This window comes from Micromonospora sp. NPDC050784, assembly GCF_044456765.1.
GTDB classification, from domain to species: Bacteria; Actinomycetota; Actinomycetes; order Mycobacteriales; family Micromonosporaceae; genus Micromonospora; species Micromonospora foliorum.
In genome coordinates this window covers 128,263-145,329 of record NZ_JBITGG010000007.1, presented here as the reverse complement: position 1 = coordinate 145,329, position 17,067 = coordinate 128,263, and the positions used below count along the sequence as shown (strand labels likewise).

General features: G+C 73.3%; 17 protein-coding genes. 8 read left to right on the top strand and 9 right to left on the bottom strand.

Features of this window, described 5'->3' with window-relative positions; genetic code table 11:
* Positions 1-28 precede the first annotated feature (28 nt).
* The 3 genes from ACIBD9_RS12095 to ACIBD9_RS12085 form a co-directional block, all read right to left on the bottom strand.
* On the bottom strand, positions 29-1,216 hold the full coding sequence (locus ACIBD9_RS12095) for a mechanosensitive ion channel family protein (protein ID WP_396717181.1): 1,188 nt from the start codon (positions 1,214-1,216) through the stop codon (positions 29-31).
* 83 nt (positions 1,217-1,299) lie between these two features.
* Positions 1,300-2,121 (bottom strand): DUF1206 domain-containing protein, encoded by an 822-nt coding sequence (locus tag ACIBD9_RS12090; protein WP_396716916.1) that lies wholly within the window; start codon positions 2,119-2,121, stop codon positions 1,300-1,302.
* 59 nt (positions 2,122-2,180) lie between these two features.
* The gene (locus tag ACIBD9_RS12085) at positions 2,181-2,546 is read right to left on the bottom strand and encodes a hypothetical protein (RefSeq protein ID WP_396716914.1); all 366 of its coding nucleotides are present in this window, start codon (positions 2,544-2,546) and stop codon (positions 2,181-2,183) included.
* Between the two features lie 95 nt (positions 2,547-2,641).
* Here ACIBD9_RS12085 and ACIBD9_RS12080 point away from each other — a divergent pair, with 95 nt between their 5' ends.
* Both ACIBD9_RS12080 and ACIBD9_RS12075 read left to right on the top strand, forming a co-directional pair.
* The gene (locus ACIBD9_RS12080) at positions 2,642-3,868 is read left to right on the top strand and encodes a cysteine desulfurase-like protein (protein ID WP_396716912.1); all 1,227 of its coding nucleotides are present in this window, start codon (positions 2,642-2,644) and stop codon (positions 3,866-3,868) included.
* Positions 3,865-4,152, top strand: coding sequence for a GNAT family N-acetyltransferase (locus tag ACIBD9_RS12075; protein ID WP_387175497.1), 288 nt, complete (start codon positions 3,865-3,867; stop codon positions 4,150-4,152). Before ACIBD9_RS12080 ends, ACIBD9_RS12075 begins: the two co-directional genes overlap by 4 nt.
* 10 nt (positions 4,153-4,162) lie before the next feature.
* Here the strand turns inward: ACIBD9_RS12075 and ACIBD9_RS12070 are convergent, their stop codons facing one another.
* Positions 4,163-5,653, bottom strand: a complete 1,491-nt coding sequence (locus ACIBD9_RS12070; protein WP_396716910.1) for a glycoside hydrolase family 3 protein — start codon at positions 5,651-5,653, stop codon at positions 4,163-4,165.
* 217 nt (positions 5,654-5,870) lie between these two features.
* Here ACIBD9_RS12070 and ACIBD9_RS12065 point away from each other — a divergent pair, with 217 nt between their 5' ends.
* From ACIBD9_RS12065 to ACIBD9_RS12050, 4 genes are all read left to right on the top strand, one after another.
* Complete coding sequence (locus tag ACIBD9_RS12065) at positions 5,871-5,996, top strand: hypothetical protein (RefSeq protein WP_007458111.1); 126 nt, start codon at positions 5,871-5,873, stop codon at positions 5,994-5,996.
* An 88-nt stretch (positions 5,997-6,084) separates the two neighbouring features.
* Entirely contained in the window at positions 6,085-7,035 is a 951-nt protein-coding gene (locus ACIBD9_RS12060; RefSeq protein ID WP_396716907.1) for a TIGR03557 family F420-dependent LLM class oxidoreductase, read from the top strand.
* A 73-nt stretch (positions 7,036-7,108) separates the two neighbouring features.
* The gene (locus tag ACIBD9_RS12055) at positions 7,109-8,740 is read left to right on the top strand and encodes a RecQ family ATP-dependent DNA helicase (protein WP_396716905.1); all 1,632 of its coding nucleotides are present in this window, start codon (positions 7,109-7,111) and stop codon (positions 8,738-8,740) included.
* 88 nt (positions 8,741-8,828) lie between these two features.
* Positions 8,829-9,332 (top strand): hypothetical protein, encoded by a 504-nt coding sequence (locus ACIBD9_RS12050; protein ID WP_387175506.1) that lies wholly within the window; start codon positions 8,829-8,831, stop codon positions 9,330-9,332.
* Here ACIBD9_RS12050 and ACIBD9_RS12045 read toward each other — a convergent pair.
* Positions 9,322-10,911: an MFS transporter gene (locus ACIBD9_RS12045; protein WP_396716903.1), complete on the bottom strand. Its 1,590-nt coding sequence runs from the start codon at positions 10,909-10,911 to the stop codon at positions 9,322-9,324. The genes ACIBD9_RS12050 and ACIBD9_RS12045 overlap by 11 nt on opposite strands.
* Before the next feature lie 82 nt (positions 10,912-10,993).
* Here ACIBD9_RS12045 and ACIBD9_RS12040 point away from each other — a divergent pair, with 82 nt between their 5' ends.
* Together ACIBD9_RS12040 and ACIBD9_RS12035 are read left to right on the top strand one after the other, a co-directional pair.
* Positions 10,994-11,755 carry a TetR/AcrR family transcriptional regulator gene (locus ACIBD9_RS12040; protein ID WP_396716901.1) on the top strand — a complete coding sequence of 254 codons (762 nt, stop codon included), beginning with the start codon at positions 10,994-10,996 and terminating at the stop codon, positions 11,753-11,755.
* Positions 11,756-11,765: 10 nt separating this feature from the next.
* Positions 11,766-12,800 carry a helix-turn-helix domain-containing protein gene (locus ACIBD9_RS12035; RefSeq protein ID WP_396716899.1) on the top strand — a complete coding sequence of 345 codons (1,035 nt, stop codon included), beginning with the start codon at positions 11,766-11,768 and terminating at the stop codon, positions 12,798-12,800.
* A gap of 153 nt (positions 12,801-12,953) precedes the next feature.
* Here the strand turns inward: ACIBD9_RS12035 and ACIBD9_RS12030 are convergent, their stop codons facing one another.
* Genes ACIBD9_RS12030 through ACIBD9_RS12015 form a run of 4 tightly spaced genes read right to left on the bottom strand, consistent with a single transcriptional unit; the run spans position 12,954 to position 17,029 of the window.
* The gene (locus tag ACIBD9_RS12030) at positions 12,954-13,937 is read right to left on the bottom strand and encodes a DNA topoisomerase IB (protein ID WP_396716897.1); all 984 of its coding nucleotides are present in this window, start codon (positions 13,935-13,937) and stop codon (positions 12,954-12,956) included.
* Positions 13,921-14,874, bottom strand: coding sequence for a glycosyltransferase family 9 protein (locus ACIBD9_RS12025; RefSeq protein ID WP_396716895.1), 954 nt, complete (start codon positions 14,872-14,874; stop codon positions 13,921-13,923). Before ACIBD9_RS12025 ends, ACIBD9_RS12030 begins: the two co-directional genes overlap by 17 nt.
* The gene (locus ACIBD9_RS12020; protein WP_396716893.1) at positions 14,871-15,572 is read right to left on the bottom strand and encodes an SDR family oxidoreductase; all 702 of its coding nucleotides are present in this window, start codon (positions 15,570-15,572) and stop codon (positions 14,871-14,873) included. Before ACIBD9_RS12020 ends, ACIBD9_RS12025 begins: the two co-directional genes overlap by 4 nt.
* Positions 15,569-17,029, bottom strand: coding sequence for a PfkB family carbohydrate kinase (locus ACIBD9_RS12015; protein WP_396716891.1), 1,461 nt, complete (start codon positions 17,027-17,029; stop codon positions 15,569-15,571). The genes ACIBD9_RS12020 and ACIBD9_RS12015 overlap by 4 nt, the downstream gene beginning before the upstream one ends.
* Between the last annotated feature and the right edge of the window lie 38 nt (positions 17,030-17,067).

Here is a 17,067-nt window from a genome sequence, read left to right as displayed (position 1 = left end):
CCAGCGCGGGGCGCGGGGACGGGGTGGGTTAGGGGCGGGTTTCTTCGGGGCCTACGAAGGCTTCGCTGCGGGCGTCGCCGTCGTCGCTGCCGCCGAAGACACGGGCGTCGTCGGGGGCCTCGGTCTCGGACAGGCGGCGGGCCGGGCGCCTCGGCTGCACCCACTGCCAGGACAGGCTGCTGGTGGAGTCGCCCAGTTCGGCGCGCAGCCGGGGCATCGCGGTCGGGCGGTTGTCCCGGATCCAGGCGACCAGGTGTTCCCGGACGAGGCAGCGCAGGTCCCACAGGCTGCCCGCGTCGGCGGCGCTGACCAGCGCGCGCAACCGGACCGTCCCACCGGTGGCGTCGGTGACCTGGAGGACGCAGACCCGCCCGTCCCACAGTTCGGTGCCCTCGACGAGGCGGCGCAGCTCCTCGCGCATGGTCTGCACCGGCACCGCCCAGTCCACGTCGAATTCGGCGGTGCCGAGCACCGCCGCCTCCGTCCGGGTCCAGTTCTGGAACGGCTTGCTGGTGAAGTACGAGGTGGGCAGGATCAACCGGCGGTCGTCCCAGATCTGTACGACCACGTAGCTGAGGGTCAGCTCCTCGATGCGACCCCACTCCCCCTCGACGACTACCACGTCGTCGAGCCGGACGGCGTCGCTGAAGGCGAGCTGGAGGCCGGCGAAGACGTTGCCGAGCAGGCTCTGCGCGGCGAGCGCGGCCACCACACCGACCACACCGGCGGAGGTCAGCACGCCGGCGCCGATGCCCCGCACGCTGGGGAACGTCATCAGCATCACGCCGACGGCCAGGATGACGATCACCGCGATGGTCAGCCGGCGCAGCATCACCACCTGGGTGCGTACGCGTCGGGCGTGCCGGTTGTCCGGTACGTCGACCCGGAACCGGGCCAGCGCGGTGTCCTCCACGACGACCAGCAGGCAGGCGACCAGCCAGGCCAGGGTGGCGATGACGCCGAGGATGAGCAGGTGCAACAGCAGTCGACGCCAGCTCTCGCCGACCGCGTACCCGGTGGTGAAGCGGACGGCGAACTGCACGGCCAGGACCGTTCCGGCGACCTGGAACGGGCGGTGCGCGTGATCGGTCAACTCGGTCAACAGCAGGGACCGGCGGCCGAACCGCCGGGTCACCCGGTGGACGACCTCGACCAGGAACAGGGCGACCGCCGCCGCGACGAGCGCGGCGACGGCCGTTTCGAGATAGTTCTGCACGGCTTCGGTGCTCCCCTTCGACCAGGCGTCGGGCACTTCGGGCAAAAGCCCAAGAGTGCCCGACATCCGTGGTATCGACCAGCTCAGACCTTGCGGTACCGGGACTGGAAGAAGCAGAAGACGCCGAACGCGGCGATGCCCAGGGCGACCAGGGTCAGCAGGAACGTGCCGTACGACTGCTCACGCAGGGTGTGCAGCGCGGCGTCCAGACCGCGAGCCTTCTCCGGGTCGTACTTCACCGCGGCCACGATGATCAGCAGACCGGCGATGGCGTACGCGACGCCCTTGGCGGCGTACCCGGCGATGCCCAGCCGGCGGGCGAGCTTGCGGGTCTTCGGGCTCATCTCGCCGGTCTTCAGGTGCTTCTCGAAGCGCTTGACGACGCCGTAGATCACCAGGCCGACGCCGATCGCGGCGAGCACCAGCCCGGCCAGGCCGACCAGCCAGCGGCCACCGCTGGAGGTCATCAGCTTGCCGGTCAGGGCCTCCTGCTGGTCGGCGCTGTTCGAGCCGGCGTCCTTGAAGACCTTGAACGCGGTCCACGCGAAGTAGAGGTAGACGATGGTCCGGCCGGCCGAGGCGACCCGTTCCGTGACCCGCTCCTTGCCGCGCTCGGCGCGGTGCCCGACCGCCGCCTCCAGCGCCTGCCAGATCGCCATCGCGAGCAGGCCGACCGCGACGGCGATGACCAGGAACTTGCCGAGGGGCTGGGCGGAGAGGGTGCGCAGCGCGCCGGACTGGTCACCGTCGTCGGACGACGTGCCGAACGCGATCTGCAACGCCAACCAGGCGAAGAGGAGGTGGACGATCCCGTAGCCGATGAAGCCGGCCCGGGCGAGGAGTTCCAACCACCGGCTGTCCGCCGTACGGGAGGCGGTGGCTTCGGCGCTACGGGTGAGTGACATGGCGTCACAATCTCCGATTCGGAAGATCCCCAAACGTCGGCCACCGCCGCCCGCCCAGGTCAGCTGCCCGGGTTACGCGACACGCGAATCTTGACCTGCTGGTCGGTCACGCTGTCCAGGGTGACCGCGAAGCCCCCGGCCTCGGCGGCCTGCTGGCCGGTGGTGAGGGTGAGCTGCTCACCGGCGACCTCGACGGTCACCTGGTCACCCTCGGCGCCGACCAGCTTGGCCTCGACGCCCAGGATGGTGGCGCTCGCATCGACACCCCGCTCGAAGGTGACCGTGCAGGCGTCCAGCCCGCAGTCGGTGGAGGCGCCCTGGGAGCTGCACCCGGTGAGCACGGCGAGGCCGAGCGCCAGACCGGCGAGGAGACCGGCGGCGCGGCGGACGGAGGGAACGGGCATGGTGGCGGGTCGGTTCGTCACCTCGCCAAGAGTACGAGACATCCGCGACGTCGTCGCCGAACGGTGATCACCTGGCGGGCGACCAGGGCACGAGACCACCGGCTAGGGTCCGGGACATGCCGTTCGACATCGCCCGCACCCGGGCCGCCTACCCCGCCCTGACCGAGGGCTTCGTCCACTTCGACGGTGCCGGCGGCACCCAGACCGCGGCCGGTGTGATCGACGCGGTCACCGACGCCATGCGGTCGGCGGTCGGCAACCGCAGCGCCGCCAACGTTGCGGGCCGCCGGTCGTTGGAGCTGGTGGCCGAGGCCCGCTCTGCGGTGGCCGACCTGCTCGGCGCCGACCCGGCCGGGGTGGTGCTCGGCCCGAGCGCGACCGCGCTGACGTACACCCTGGCCCGCACGCTCGGCGCGGCGTGGCGCCCGGGTGACGAGGTGGTGGTCTCCCGGCTCGACCACGACGCGAACGTGCGGCCGTGGGTGCAGGCCGCCGAGGCGGCCGGCGCGACGGTGCGCTGGGCCGAGGTCGACCGGCACACCGGTGAGCTGCCCGCCGCCCAGTACGCGGACCTGGTCGGTGAGCGCACCCGGTTGGTCGCGGTGACCGCCGGCAGCAACGCCATCGGCACCATGCCGGACGTGGCGGCGATCGCCAAGACCGCGCACGCGGTCGGCGCGTTGGTCTACGTCGACGGGGTGCACTCGGTCCCGCACGGGCCGACCGACCTGACCTCGCTCGGCGCCGACGTGCTGGTCACCAGCGCGTACAAGTGGTCCGGGCCGCACCTGGCGGCGATGGTGGCGGACCCGGCCCGGTGGGCGGCGCTGCGCCCGGCGAAGCTCGTGCCGTCCTCGGACGCGGTGCCGGACCGGTTCGAGTACGGCACGCCGAGCTTCCCGCTGCTGGCCGGCGTGGCCGCCGCGGTGGATCACCTGGCGGGGCTGGACCCGGACGCGGTCGGGGACCGACGGGCGCGGCTGCGGGCCGGGCTGGCCGCCGCCCAGGCACACGAGGAGGCGCTGCTGGACAGGCTGCTCGCCGGGCTGGCGCAGCGGCCGGCGATCACCGTCTACGGCTCGCCGGCGCGGCGCTGCCCGACGGTCTCGTTCCGGGTGGCCGGGATGTCGCCGACTGCCACCCAGGAGGCGTTGGGCGCCGCCGGGTTCTGCCTCTCCGTCGGCGACTACTACGCCTACGAGTACTTCCAGCTGATGGGTCTGCGCGACAGCGGCGGCGCGGTGCGGGCCAGCATCTACCACTACAACACGGCCGACGAGGTGGACCGGTTGCTCGGCGAACTCGACGCGCTGGCCGAGCCGGCGGGGAGAATGGCCGGATGAGCACCCTGGTCGAGGACAACCCGGCGAAGCACCGCTTCGAGATCCTGGTCGACGACGCGCTGGCGGGCTTCACCGCGTACCTGCCGCGCGGGGAGGTGCTGGTCTTCACCCACACCGAGGTGGACCGGGGCTTTCAGGGCAAGGGGGTGGGCGGCACGCTGGTCCGCGGCACCCTGGACGAGCTCCGGGCACGCGGCACGAAGCTGGTGCCGCAGTGCCCCTTCATGGCCGCGTTCATCGACAAGCACCCCGAGTACGCCGACCTGGTCGCCGACCTTCCGTAGGGCGGGCCGGTCAGCGGGTTCCGGTGAGCACCTCGGCGGCGGCCTGTCCACTGGCCCGGGTGGCGCCGTGGGTGGCCAGGTGCACCGCCCCGGTGACCAGCTCGGGCACGCCCAGCTCGACCACGACCGCGTCCGGGCGGGCGGCCAACGCGCGGTGCACGGCGGCACGCATCCAGTCGTGCCGGTGCAGGTCACGGACGGCCAGGACCAGGGGGCGGCCACCCGCCCCGGCGCCCGGGTCGGCCGGCACGTCGGGTTCGGCGTAGCGGACCGTGCTGGTGCCGGGCAGCAGCTCGGCCAGTGGTTCGCCGATGCCCCACGGGGTCTCGGCGCCGATGGCGATGTTGCGCAGCGGCTCGAACTCGACGACGTGCGCCGCGCGGGTCAGGGGCAGCGCGACCGTCGTGCCCGGGGCGGCGGTGACCCGGACGGCCCGGCGGGCGGCGACCAGCCCGACGTCGGCGGCGCCGCGCGCTCCGGCCGAGCCGCCGCTGCGGGCGGCCACCGTCCAGGCGGCGAGTTGACCGACGCGCTTGGCGGCCTCGGCGAGGCGTTCCTCGGGCAGCTCACCGGAGGCGACGGCGGCCACGATGGCGTCGCGCAGCTCACGGGCGGCCTGCTCGTCGGCCCGTTCGCCACCGATGCAGATGGCGTCGGCCCCGGCGGCGAGGGCGCGGACCGTCGCCCCGGCGAAGCCGTACCGGTCGGCGACCGCGCGCATCTCCATCGCGTCGGTGACCACCACGCCGGAGAAGCCCAGCTCGTCGCGGAGCAACCCACCCAGGATGCGCTGACTCAGCGTCGCCGGCAGGTGCGGGTCGAGCGCGGGCACCAGCAGGTGGCCGGTCATCACGGCCTGCACGCCGGCGGCGACGGCGGCGCGGAACGGAGCCAGTTCGCAGGCGTCCAGCCGGTCCCGGTCGGCGGTGATCCGGGGCAGGTCGTGGTGGGAGTCGACCCGGGTGTCGCCGTGCCCGGGGAAGTGTTTGGCGCAGGCCGCGACGCCACCGGCCTGGAGGCCGCGGACCCAGGCGGCGGTGTGCCGCGCGACCAGCAGCGGGTCGGCGCCGAAGGAGCGGACGCCGATCACCGGGTTCGCCGGATTGGAGTTGACGTCGGCGTCCGGGGCGTAGTTGAGGGTCACCCCCGCCGCGGCCAGCTCGGCGCCGAGGTCCCGGGCGACGGCCTCGGTCAGCTCCGGGTCGTCGACGGCGCCGAGGGCGAAGTTGCCGGGCCGGGAGCTGCCTCGCACCGACTCGAGCCGGGTGACGTCACCGGCCTCCTCGTCGATCGCCACGATGACGTCCGGCCGTTCCGCGCGCAGCGTCGCGGTGAGCGCGGCCACCTGCTCGGTGTCGACGACGTTGCGGGCGAAGAGCACCACCGAGCCGAGACCCTCGCCGAGCCAGCGGCACACCCACGGCGGTGGGGTGGTGCCGACGAAGCCGGGTTGCAGGACGGCGGCGGCGAGCGCCGGGAGGTGCCCGCTGGTCGTGGTCACTCCGCCCCCTCGGAGTGATCAGTGTCGATCACCGGCGACGGTGCGCCCCCGTCGATCCGCTGGTTGCGCTCGCTCATGCGGCCCCCGTACCCCATCTCTCGCGCGCCCTCGGCGCACCGCCACCGGCAGGCGGTCCTGCCATGGTCACACTGAGCGATTCAATAGTCAATAAACCTTACAGTTGCCTGGCGGCCCGCTCCCCGGGGAGAGTGCGGGGATGGATTCCGCCCTGCTGGCCGACGCGACGAGCCCGGCCGACATCCCCGGCGTACGCCTGCTCGGCCTGGTGGTCGGCGCCCTGCTGCTGCTCGCCGCGATCCGGGCGATGTTCGGTCGACGCTGACCCGGCCGACGGTGCGAACCGGTGTGACCGGGCGTCGCCGGGGTACGGCTCTCCCCATCAGCAGGTCCGTGCGCCGAAGGGGTAAGCCATGAAGATCGGATACTTTCTGTCCAGTGAGGAGTTCACGCCGGCCGAGTTGCTGGAGCAGGCGCGCGGCGCCGAACGGGCCGGCTTCGAGGCGCTGTGGATCTCCGACCACTACCACCCCTGGGTGGACGCACAGGGCCAGAGCCCGTTCGTCTGGTCGATGATCGGCGCGCTCAGCCAGGTCTGCTCGCTGCCGGTGACCACGGCGGTGACCTGCCCGACCGTGCGGATCCACCCGGCCGTCATCGCGCAGGCGGCGGCGACCAGCGCGGTGCTGCACGGCGGGCGGTTCGTGCTCGGCGTCGGCACCGGCGAGGCGCTCAACGAGCACATCTTCGGCGACGCCTGGCCGCCGGCCGACGTCCGGCTGGAGATGCTGGAGGAGGCCGTCGAGGTGCTGCGCGCGCTGTGGGGCGGCGACTTCGTCAGCCACCACGGCAAGCACTACACCGTGGAACAGGCCCGGATCTACACGCTGCCCGACACTCCCCCGCCGATCTACGTCTCGGGCTTCGGGCCGAAGTCCATCGACCTGGCCGCCCGGATCGGCGACGGCTACGTGAGCACCATGCCCGACGGCGAGATGGTCCGGCGCTTCCGGGAGAACGGCGGCGGCGACAAGCCGTGCCAGGCCGGCTTCAAGGCGGCGTACGCGGACAGCGAGGAGGAGGGGTTGCGCATCGCGTACGAGCGCTGGCCCAACGCGGGGGTGCCGGGTGAGCTGTCCCAGGTGCTGCCCTCGCCGCGACACTTCGAGCAGGCCGCCGAGCTGGTCAAGCCGGAGATGCTGAAGGAGGCGTTCGTCTGCGGCAACAGCGCCGACGCGCACCTGGAGATGATCGACCAGTACGCCAAGGCCGGCTTCGACGAGGTCTACGTGGCCAACACCGGCCCGCACTACCAGGGTCTGTTCGACCTCTACCAGCGCGAGGTCCTGCCCCGGCTGCGCTGAGTCGGCGATCAACGGGCCCATGATCGTCGGGACGCGTTTCGGCGGTCATGGGCCCGGGTACCTCCGGCCCTCGATGAAACTGTCCACGCACTCGATGACGTTGCGCCGCGCGGCCCGCAGCCTTTTCGGCTGGAAGGCGCTGCGGCCCAACCAACTGGCCGCCATGCGCGCGGTGATGAAGCGGCGAGACGCGCTGGTGGTGTTGCCCACCGGTGCCGGCAAGTCGGCGATCTACCAGATCCCGGCCAGCCTGATACCCGGCCCCACCGTCGTGATCTCCCCACTGCTGGCCCTCCAGCAGGACCAGATCGCCTCCCTCAACGAGCGGCAACGCCCGGAGCTGCGGGCGGTGCGGATCAGCTCGAACGAGTCGCCCACCCAGCAGGCCGAGGCGATCACCGAGATCCGCGAGGGCCGGGCGGAGTTCCTCTTCATCACCCCGGAGCAGCTCAGCAACCCCGAGCGGATGGCCGAGGTCGCCGCGCTGAAGCCGGCGCTGGTGGCGATCGACGAGGCGCACTGCATCTCCGCGTGGGGGCACGACTTCCGCCCCGACTACCTGGCGCTCGGGCACCTCATCGACGGCATCGGCCGACCGCCGGTGGTCGCGCTGACCGCCACCGCCTCCCCTCCGGTACGCGACGACATCATCGCCCGGCTGCGGTTGCGCGAGCCGGAGGTGGTGGTCTCCGGGCTGGACCGGCCGAACCTGTTCGTCGAGGTCGCGCACTGCCCCACCGAGGACTACCGGTGGCGGCGGCTGATCGCGCTGCTGCGCGACGACCAGCGACCCGGGATCATCTACGTGCCGACCCGGCGCGCCGCCGAGGAGTTGGCCACCCGGTTGACCGACGCCGGCTTCCCGGCGCAGTTCTACCACGGTGGGATGGCGGCCGGCGCGCGTGCCGAACTGCACGAGGCGTTCCTCGCCGACCAGGTCCCCATCATGGTGGCGACCTCGGCGTTCGGCATGGGCATCGACAAGCCGAACATCGCCTGGGTGGTGCACATGGCGCTGCCCGACTCACCGGACAGCTACTTCCAGGAGATCGGCCGGGCCGGCCGCGACGGGCAACCGGCCCGGGTGCTGCTGCTGTGGCAGGCCGAGGACGTGGGCCTGCAACGGTTCTTCAGCGGCGGCCTGCCCGACGTCGACGAACTGCGCGACCTCGCCGCGCTGCTGCGCCGCAAGCCGGCCACCAAGACCGAGCTGCGCGAGACCACCGGCCTCGGGCCGCGCAAGCTGGGCCAGTACCTCTCCCTGCTGGAGCAGGTCGGGGCGGCCGAGCCGCGCGCCCGGCAGCGCGTCGGCGCTCCCCGCTACTCCCCCACTCCTACCGACGCCGCCGCTGCGGCGCTGGCCGAGGCCGAGCGCCAGCAGACCGTGACCCGGTCCCGCACCGACATGATGCGGGCCTTCGCCGAAACCCGGGCCTGCCGGGGGCAGACCCTGCTGGCCTATTTCGGCGAGCAGATGACGCACGTCTGCGGCCACTGCGACAACTGCCACAACGGCACCAGCGTGGCCGACCAGGGCGCGGTCGGGCCGTTCCCGGTGCACAGCCAGGTGCGCCACCCGGAGTGGGGGTCGGGCCTGGTGCTCTCGTACGAGGAGGACAAGATGACGGTTCTCTTCGATGAGGTCGGGTACAAGACGCTGTCGGTGCGCGTGGTGTCCGAACAGGGCCTGCTGACCCTGGACTAGCCTGACCCGGGCACCGGTGTCGGGCCCGGTGAGTCGACCAAGCAGAGCACCGATTGACCAAGCAGAGCAGGGCGGAAGGGGCGTTGCCGTGATCGAGCAGCCGGCGTACACCGGGTTCGGTTTCTCCGACGGGGAGTGGGGGCTGTTGGTCGGCCTGCCGCAGTCGGTTCTGACCGCGGCGAGCGCCGCCGAGTCCGACGGCACCCGCCGGACCATGGCGGAGAACGCGGCCGGGCTGGAGACCATCGCCGCCGGCCGGGAGTCGGCCAGCCCGCTGGTCGCCGCCGTGGCCGGTGAGATCGTCACCCGGGTCGGTGACCCGGACACCGGCGAGGAGTTGCCGGCCATCGCGCCCGCCGACCCCGGGGCGTACATCGACGACGTGCTGCTGCGGGCCGGCGAGGCCGGCGCGTTGCTGGCCGCGCGGGTCGACGAGGGTGAGGCTGGCGCGTACAAGCACTGGCTCGTGAAGATCGCCGAGCAGGTGGTGGGGGCCGCGTCCAGCGGTGGGCTGCTGGGCATCGGCGGCGAGTCGGTAAGCGACTCCGAGCGGCGTTTCCGCGACCGGCTCGCGCACGTGCTCACCGACTGACCGACGACAACGACGTGTCGGCCGGACCGGTCGGCTCGGCGGCCAGCGCCGTCGAGTCGGCCGGTCGGACCCCGCGCAGCGCGACAAGCGCGGTGACCGCGCCCAGCAGCATCACCGCCATGGCGGCGTACGCCGCCAGGTGCAGCCCATCGGTGAACGCGACAGCGGCGGCGTGCCGCACCGCGTCGGCCAGATCCGCCGGCAGCCCCTGGGCGACCGCGAGCGCGCCGCCCAGGGTCTCCTGGGCCGCGGCGCCGCTGTCGGCGGGCAGCCCGGCCGGCAGGCCGTCGACGATCTCCCGGCGGTAGACCGCCGCGCCGACGCTGCCCAGGATCGCCATTCCCAGCGCGCCGCCCAGCTCGCTGCTGGACTCGGTCAGCGCCGACGCGACACCGGCCTGCTCGGGCGGCGCCGCGCCGAGGACCAGCTCGGTCACGAGGGACATCACCAGCACCAGGCCAGCCGCGTAGACACTCGCGCCGACGAGCAGCAGCCACAGCGGCGTCTCCGGCGTGACCCGGGTCAACACCGCGAAGCCGACCACGGCGATCCCGAACCCCACAGCGATCAGGTACGCCCGTTCGACGCGCTGGGCGAGGGCGGCGGCGGCCGGCGCGACTCCACCCACGGCCAGTGACGGCACGAGGCTCCACAGTGCCGCCCGCAGCGGGCTCAGGCCGAGCACCAGCTGCAGGTGCTGGGTGGTGAAGATGGCGAAGCCGACGATGGCGAACATCGCCAGCAGGTTGACCGCGAGCGACCCGCCGAAGCCACGGCGGCGGAACAGCCCGAGGTCGACCATCGGGTACGCCCGGGTCCGCTGCCGGTGCAGGAAGAGCGCGCCCAGCAGCAGGCCGCCGACGATGGCGAGGACCCGCACCGGGCTGACGCCGTCGCGGGCCATCTCCTTGATGCCGTAGATCATCGGCAGCAGCGCCCCGAGTGACAGTACCGCGCTGACCAGGTCGAACCGCCCGGTCGCCGGGTTGCGGAACTCGGGCACCAGGAGCGGGGCGAGCAGGAGCAGCATCAGCATCGCCGGGATGTTGATCAGGAAGATCGAGCCCCACCAGAAGTGCTCCAGCAGGATGCCGCTGAGCACCGGGCCGATCGCGATGCCGCCGGTGAGGGTGGCGGTCCAGATGGCTATGGCGGCGCCGCGCTGCTTGGCGTCGTGGAACATGTTGCGCACCAGGGCGAGCGTCGAGGGCATCAGGGTGGCCCCACCGAGGCCGAGCACGGCGCGCGCGGCGATCAGCGTCGCGGTGCTGTCGGCGTACGCGGCCAGCAGTGACGCCGCCCCGAAGGCGGTGGCGCCGATCAGCAGGAGCCGGCGCCGGCCGATCCGGTCGCCCAGAGCGCCCATGGTGATGAGCAGCCCGGCCAGCACGAAGCCGTAGATGTCGAAGATCCAGAGCTGCTGGGTGGCGGTGGGGTGCAGCTCCGCGCTGATGAACGGGACGGCGAAGTAGAGCACCGACACGTCCATCGAGACCAGGAGCAGCGGGAGCATCAGCACGGTGAGCCCGATCCACTCCCGTCGGCCGGCCCGCGCTGCCGGAGTGGTGGTGGTCGTCATGATCGATTCTCCTTCTGCGTATTGCGTACGCTGTTATGCGTAGACCATACGCAGAACTAGGATGGCGAGGCAAGGAGGAAATGTGGCGGCGAAGACAGACGACAGCGGGCCAGTGCTCCCGCCGTCCATCGAGAGCGCGTGGGGGCTGCGGGAGCGACCACCCAAGGGCCCTCGGCCGGGAATGAGCGTGCCCGCGATCGTGGACGCCGCCGTACGCGTGGCCGACGCCGACGGTCTGGCGGCCGTCTCGATGAGCCGGGTGGCCAAGGAGTTGGGGGCCGCGACCATGGCCCTCTACCGGTACGTCGGCTCGAAGGACGAGCTGCTGATGCTCATGGTGGACGCCGGGTACGGCCCGTCCCCCGGCCCACCCAAGCCGGAGGACGACTGGCGTGCCGGCCTCACCCGGTGGGCCTGGGCCGAGCACGAGGTGCTGCGGCAACGGTCCTGGCTGCTGCACGTGCCGATCAGCGGCCCGCCGATCACCCCGCAGCAGCTCGGCTGGATGGAGGACGGGCTGCGCTGCCTCGACGGCACCACCCTCGCCGAGGGCGAGAAGATGTCGGTGCTCCTGCTGATCACCGGGTACGTCCGCAACGAGGCCACCCTCACGTCGCAGGTCGCCGAGGGCGGCCGGGCAGCCGGCGTCGAGCCCAGCGAGATGATGCCGGCGTACGGTCGGCTGGTGGCCCGGCTCATCGACCCGGCCCGCTTCCCCGCGCTGCACCGGGTGCTCGCCGCCGGCGTACTCAACCAGGACGACGACCCCGACGACGAGTTCACCTTCGGCCTGGACCGGATCCTCGACGGCGTCGAGGCGCTGATCCAGCGTCGAGCGGGCTGAGGGAGCTCTGATGCTGCCGAGAGACACCATCGACACCACCGTCCTGCCACCGGGGGAACGGTTCGGCATGTGGCTGGACCTCGTCGCGCGCACCTCGGCGCCGCTGCGCATCCAGTCCGCGCACAGCGACGACTTCGCCGCCCGCGCCGACTTCATCGCGCTCGGCCCGATCCAGCTGGTGCAGTACGAATACCCGTCCCTGGACGCCACCCGGACCCGGAAGCTGGTCCGTCAGTCCGACCCGGAGCTGTACATCCTCGCCCTCACCACCGGCGGCATCGGCGCGTCCAGCCAGGACGGTCGCCGCAGCGAGATCCTGGCCGGCGAGTTCACCTTCTACGACGGGTCCCGGCCGCACGACGTGCGCCACCACGCCACCGAGCCGGAGCGGGACCAGGCCACCTCGATCATCACGCTGATCCCACATGCCGCTCTGCCCCTACCGCCGAAGCGGATGGCCGCGCTCTACGGCGGCCGGATGTCCGGCAGCGAGGGCATCGGGGCGCTGCTGGCGCAGTTCCTGCTCCAGGTGACCGGGCACCCCGAGCAGTACCATGCCGCCGACGCCAGCCGGCTCGGCGCGGTGGGCCTCGACCTGGCCACCACCATGCTCGGCCGGCACCTCGTCGCCGAGGACGCCGTGCCCACCGAGGTCCGCCGCCGGGCCCTACTCACCCAGGTGCAGTCGTACATCCACCGCCACCTCGGCGACGCGACGCTCGGCCCACAGGTCGTCGCCGACGCCCACCACATCTCGGTGCGGTCCCTGCACCGGTTGTTCGAGTCCGAGGACGCCACTGTGGCGTCGTACATCCGGGATCTGCGGCTGGCCCGGTGCCGGCGCGACCTGACCGACCCGGCGCTGCGTAACCAGCCCGTGCAGACCGTCGCGGCGCGGTGGGGATTTCCCGACAAGGCCCACTTCAGCCGGGCATTCCGGGCCGCGTACGGCACCACCCCGCAAGAACATCGCGACGGTGGCTCGGATCTGGCGCGGATCGTCAACCGCCGGGCGTCCACGGTCAACTCGCTGCCGGCAGACTGACACCAACGCGGCCGACCATCGCCTGGTGGGCCGCCAACGGGGGCCGTGGCGAGGCGCCCGCCGCGCGAGCGGCGGGCGGCCGCCCGGTGGCACCCCGCTCACGCCCGAGGCTCCGGTCCCGTCGCGCTTCCCCCAGAACGCTGACGGGGCCGGTCAGGCTCCCTCCAGCAGCTTCAGGACCACCCGCTCCGCCTCCTCGCGAGGCGCCCGCGGGTCCACCGACGCCACCACCCCGTCGTGGTAGAGGTCGACCACCCGGGGATCCACGTAGGACGCGCGAGCCACCGTCGGCGTGTTGCCCAGCAGGTCCGCCACCTCACGCATCACGGCGACCACCGCCTTACGCCGGGCGGTCACCGAGCGGGCCGGGCCGGCGGTGGCCAGCTCGGTGGCCGCGAGCACGGTGGCGTGCCAGGTGCGGAAGTCCTTCGCGGTCATCTCCCCACCGCTGGCGTCGCGCAGGTAGCCGTTGACCTCGTCACTGCGCACGTCGCGCCACTCCCGGCCGTCCCAGTAGCCGAACAGCCGCTCGGCCTGTCGTCGACGACGGCGCAGATTGACAAGCACCTGGCACAGCTCCGGGTCCTCGATCCGGCGAACCTGTTCGATGCCCCCCTTCGCGGGAAACACGAACACCACGCAGCCGCCCCGGGACCGGGCATGCTCCGGCCGCAGGGTGGCCACCCCGTAGGTCGGGTCGTCGCCGTTCGCGTACTGGTCGCTGCCGACCCGGAACATCCCCATGTCCAGCAGTCGGGTCACCGTCGCCAGCACCCGGTCCCGGCCCAGGCCACGGCCGTCCAGGTCCCGCCCCACCCGCTCGCGCAGCGCCGGCAGCCGCCGGGCCACCTCCAGCATGTGGTCGAACTTCGCCTCGTCCTGCTTCTCCCGCCACCGCGGGTGGTAGACGTACTGCTTGCGACCGGCCGCGTCGATCCCGATCGCCTGGATGTGCCCGTTCGGGTGCGGCGCGATCCAGACGTCCTGCCAGGCCGGGGGGATCACCAGCTCCCGCAGCCGGGCCAGGACATCCGGATCCCGCACCGGAGCACCGGACGGGTCGACGAAGAGCCAGCCCCGTCCGCGTCGACGCCGTCCGTACCCCGGTCGACCCGGGTCGCTACGCCGCAACCGCACCGGAGACCCGCACCACCCTCTCCACCTCGGCCACGGCGGCCAGCACCTCGTCGAGGTGCAGAGCCGCCATCGTCGGGTGGCTTCCTACCCCGTCCCACCCGGGCCAATCCTGCCCGCCGGCCCAGAGCACCCGGTGCCGTGGCCGGTCCGGTGGTGGCCCCCAGTGCGCCGGTGGCACCGGCCCGAAGAGGACGACCGACGCGGTGCCGTACCCGGTGGCGAGGTGGGCGATTCCGGTGTCCCCGCTGACCACCAGCCGGGCGTCGGCCACCAGCGCGGCGAGCGCGCCGAGGTCGGTCCGGCCGGCGAGCACGGCGTCCGAGGGCAGGCCCGCCGCCTCGGCCACCCGGGCCGCCAACGCCCGTTCGTCGGCCGAGCCGGTGAGCAGCACCCGGTGCCCCTGGTCGGTAAGCGCCCGGGCCAGCGCGGCGAACCGGTCGGCGGGCCACCGTTTGGCCGGGATCTTGCTGCCCGGGTGCAGCACTGTGACACCGCTGGGCAGCCCCGCCGGCGCGGGTCGACGCAGGCTGAGGTCGGCGCGGTCGGCCGGGATGCCGTACCAGGACAGCAGCCGGCACCACCGGTCCACCTCGTGCTCGTCGACGGCCCAGCGCGGGCCGTCGGCACAGCCGGCGTCCCGGTTGGCGAAGGCGAACAGCCGGCCGGGCCGGATGGCCGCGAGCAGCCGGTGCGACTGTGGGCCACGCCCGTGCAGGTTGACCGCGACCCGCGGGGCCGACGGAACCCGGAGGGGTCGGTCCAGCCCGGCGGTGTCCACCAGCCGGTCGACGCCACCGACCAGGTCGACAAGCGGGGCCAGCCAGCCGGGCGCGGCGAGCGCCAGCTCCCGCGAGGGGTACGCGGCCCGCAGCGCCCGCAGCGCGGGCACCGCGGTCACCAGATCGCCGACGCCGAGGGCGCGCAGCACGAGGATCACGGGTACGAGGTCTCCTGCTCGGCACAGACCACCATCTCGCGCACCGCGCAACCGGGCGGTTGGTTGAGCGCGAACATGATCGCGGCGGCGGTGTCGGCGGGCTCGTTCAGGATCGCGTCCGGCCCCGGCTTGTACTGCGGGTCACGTTCGTCAAAGAACGCGGTGCGCATCCCACCCGGAATGAGCAGGGTGACGCCGACCTGACCGGCCAGCTCGGCGGCGAGGGCCCGGGTGAAGCCCACCACCCCGAACTTCGCCGCGCAGTACGCGGTGGCGTCGCTGACCGCCTTGACGCCCAGCGTGGAGGCGACCGTGACGATGCGGCCCCGGGAGGTCAGCAGGAACGGCAGCGCTGCCCGGATCACCGCCGCGGTGGCCAGCAGGTCGACGGCGACGATCCGGTCCCAGGTCTCCCCCGGCAGGTCGGCGAGTCGACCCGGCACGTCCGTGCCGGCGGCGGTGACCACCGCGTCCAGGCCACCGGCCTGCTCGGCGAGGTGCCGGGTGGCCACCTCGGCGGCCCGCGTGTCGGCCAGGTCGCACTCGGTCCAGGACACCCCGTCGACAGGCGGTTGCCGGTCCAGTACGAGCGGTCGGCCACCGGAGGCGGCCACCGCGGCGACCACGGCGGCACCGAGTCCGCTGGCGCCGCCGGTGACCAGGACGGTGGGCCCGGCGCCGGGCCGCGTGGCGGTCATCGGATCCGCTCCGAGAGCGTGCGGACGATCAGGTCGGTGGTGGACCGACCGTCCAGGTAGGGCACCACCACGGTGTTCCCGCCCCACCGGCGAAGGACCTCCGCCTCCGGCAGGGTGGCGTTCCCGTCCCCACCGCCGGTGGCGTAGTCGCCGCCCTTGACCCAGACGTCGGGGCGTACCCACGACAGGGCCGCCTCCGGGGTCGGCTCGTCGAAGATGAGGACGGCGTCGACGCAGCTCAGGGCGGCCAGCAGCCGGCTGCGGTCACCTTCGGACTGCACCGGCCGGTCCGGCCCCTTCAACCCGGTCACGCTGGCGTCGGAGTTCAGGCAGACGATCAGGCAGTCACCGAGCTGCCGGGCCGCCTCCAGGGTGGCCACGTGCCCGGCGTGCAGCAGGTCGAAGCAACCGCCGGTCGCCACCACCGTGCCACCCGCGGCGCGTACCTCGGCCAGCAGCGTGGCGACGGCGGCCACCCCCACCCGGTTGGCCACGGCACCACCGAGTGGTCCCGGTTGGAGGGCTCGCGGCCCCGGCGCGCTCCTGGCCCGCACCGCGGGCGTCGACGGCGGCAGGGCCGTCGCCACTCCCCCACCTGCCACGTACGCGGACGCCTCGGCGACCGCCACCTGCACCGCCTCGGAGACCAGCGCGCCTTGGGCCAGCGCCAGGCTGGCGGCCGCCGCGAACCGGTCGCCGGCACCGCAGGTGTCCCCCTCGGCACTACCCGGCGTCGGCACCACCAGCGGCGTCGACCCCGCGTGGCAGAGCAGCGCGCCGTCGCCGCCCAGCGTCACCGCGACCGCGCCGGCCCGCCAGCGCCGCCGCAGCCCCTGGGCGCCACGGGACGCGGTGGCCAGTCGGCTGGCGCCGGGCAGCGCGGGGACCAGCTCGCGCACCTCGGACTCGTTCGGGGTGGCCAGGTGCACGCCGGGCACCGCCGCCGGGCCGCGCGGATGCGGGTCCCACACCACCGGCGCGCGGGTGGCGGCCAACGCGTCGCGCAGCGCGGGCTGCCGGGCCACCCCCCGGCCGTAGTCGCTGACCAGCACCGCCGACGCCGCGCCGATCACCCGGAGCACCTCGTCGGAGGGCTGACCCGGCTCCCCGGACGTGCCGCCACGGTCGTGGCGCAGCAGCACCCGCCCCCGGGCCCGCAGTCGGATCTTCTCCGGCGTCGCGCCGGAGAGGGCCAGTGGGTACACCTGCACGCCGGCGGCGGCGAGCAGAGCGCTCAACCGGGCCCCGCCGGCGTCGTCGGCGAGGGCGGTCACCAGCACCACCTCGGCGCCCTGCGCGGCGGCGAACACCGCCGCCAGCCCGGCGCCCCCCGGTCGGTCGGTGGCCACGGTCTCGTCGAGCACCGGCACCGGGGAGTCCGGGCAGAGCCGGTTCACCACACCTTCCACATCCCGGTCGAGCAGGGTGTCCCCGAGCACCACCACCGGTCCCCTCACGCTTGCCTCCTCATCGTCACGCGTCGACCTGCTGTCCG

Excerpts from the sequence above, each read along its gene's own strand:
- ACIBD9_RS12090 (WP_396716916.1), bottom strand. The coding sequence starts at position 2,121 with ATGTCACTCACCCGTAGCGCCGAAGCCACCGCCTCCCGTACGGCGGAC.
- ACIBD9_RS12080 (WP_396716912.1), top strand. The coding sequence starts at position 2,642 with ATGCCGTTCGACATCGCCCGCACCCGGGCCGCCTACCCCGCCCTGACC.
- ACIBD9_RS12075 (WP_387175497.1), top strand. The coding sequence starts at position 3,865 with ATGAGCACCCTGGTCGAGGACAACCCGGCGAAGCACCGCTTCGAGATC.
- ACIBD9_RS12065 (WP_007458111.1), top strand. The coding sequence starts at position 5,871 with ATGGATTCCGCCCTGCTGGCCGACGCGACGAGCCCGGCCGACATCCCC.
- ACIBD9_RS12060 (WP_396716907.1), top strand. The coding sequence starts at position 6,085 with ATGAAGATCGGATACTTTCTGTCCAGTGAGGAGTTCACGCCGGCCGAG.
- ACIBD9_RS12055 (WP_396716905.1), top strand. The coding sequence starts at position 7,109 with ATGAAACTGTCCACGCACTCGATGACGTTGCGCCGCGCGGCCCGCAGC.
- ACIBD9_RS12045 (WP_396716903.1), bottom strand. The coding sequence starts at position 10,911 with ATGACGACCACCACCACTCCGGCAGCGCGGGCCGGCCGACGGGAGTGG.
- ACIBD9_RS12035 (WP_396716899.1), top strand. The coding sequence starts at position 11,766 with ATGCTGCCGAGAGACACCATCGACACCACCGTCCTGCCACCGGGGGAA.
- ACIBD9_RS12020 (WP_396716893.1), bottom strand. The coding sequence starts at position 15,572 with ATGACCGCCACGCGGCCCGGCGCCGGGCCCACCGTCCTGGTCACCGGC.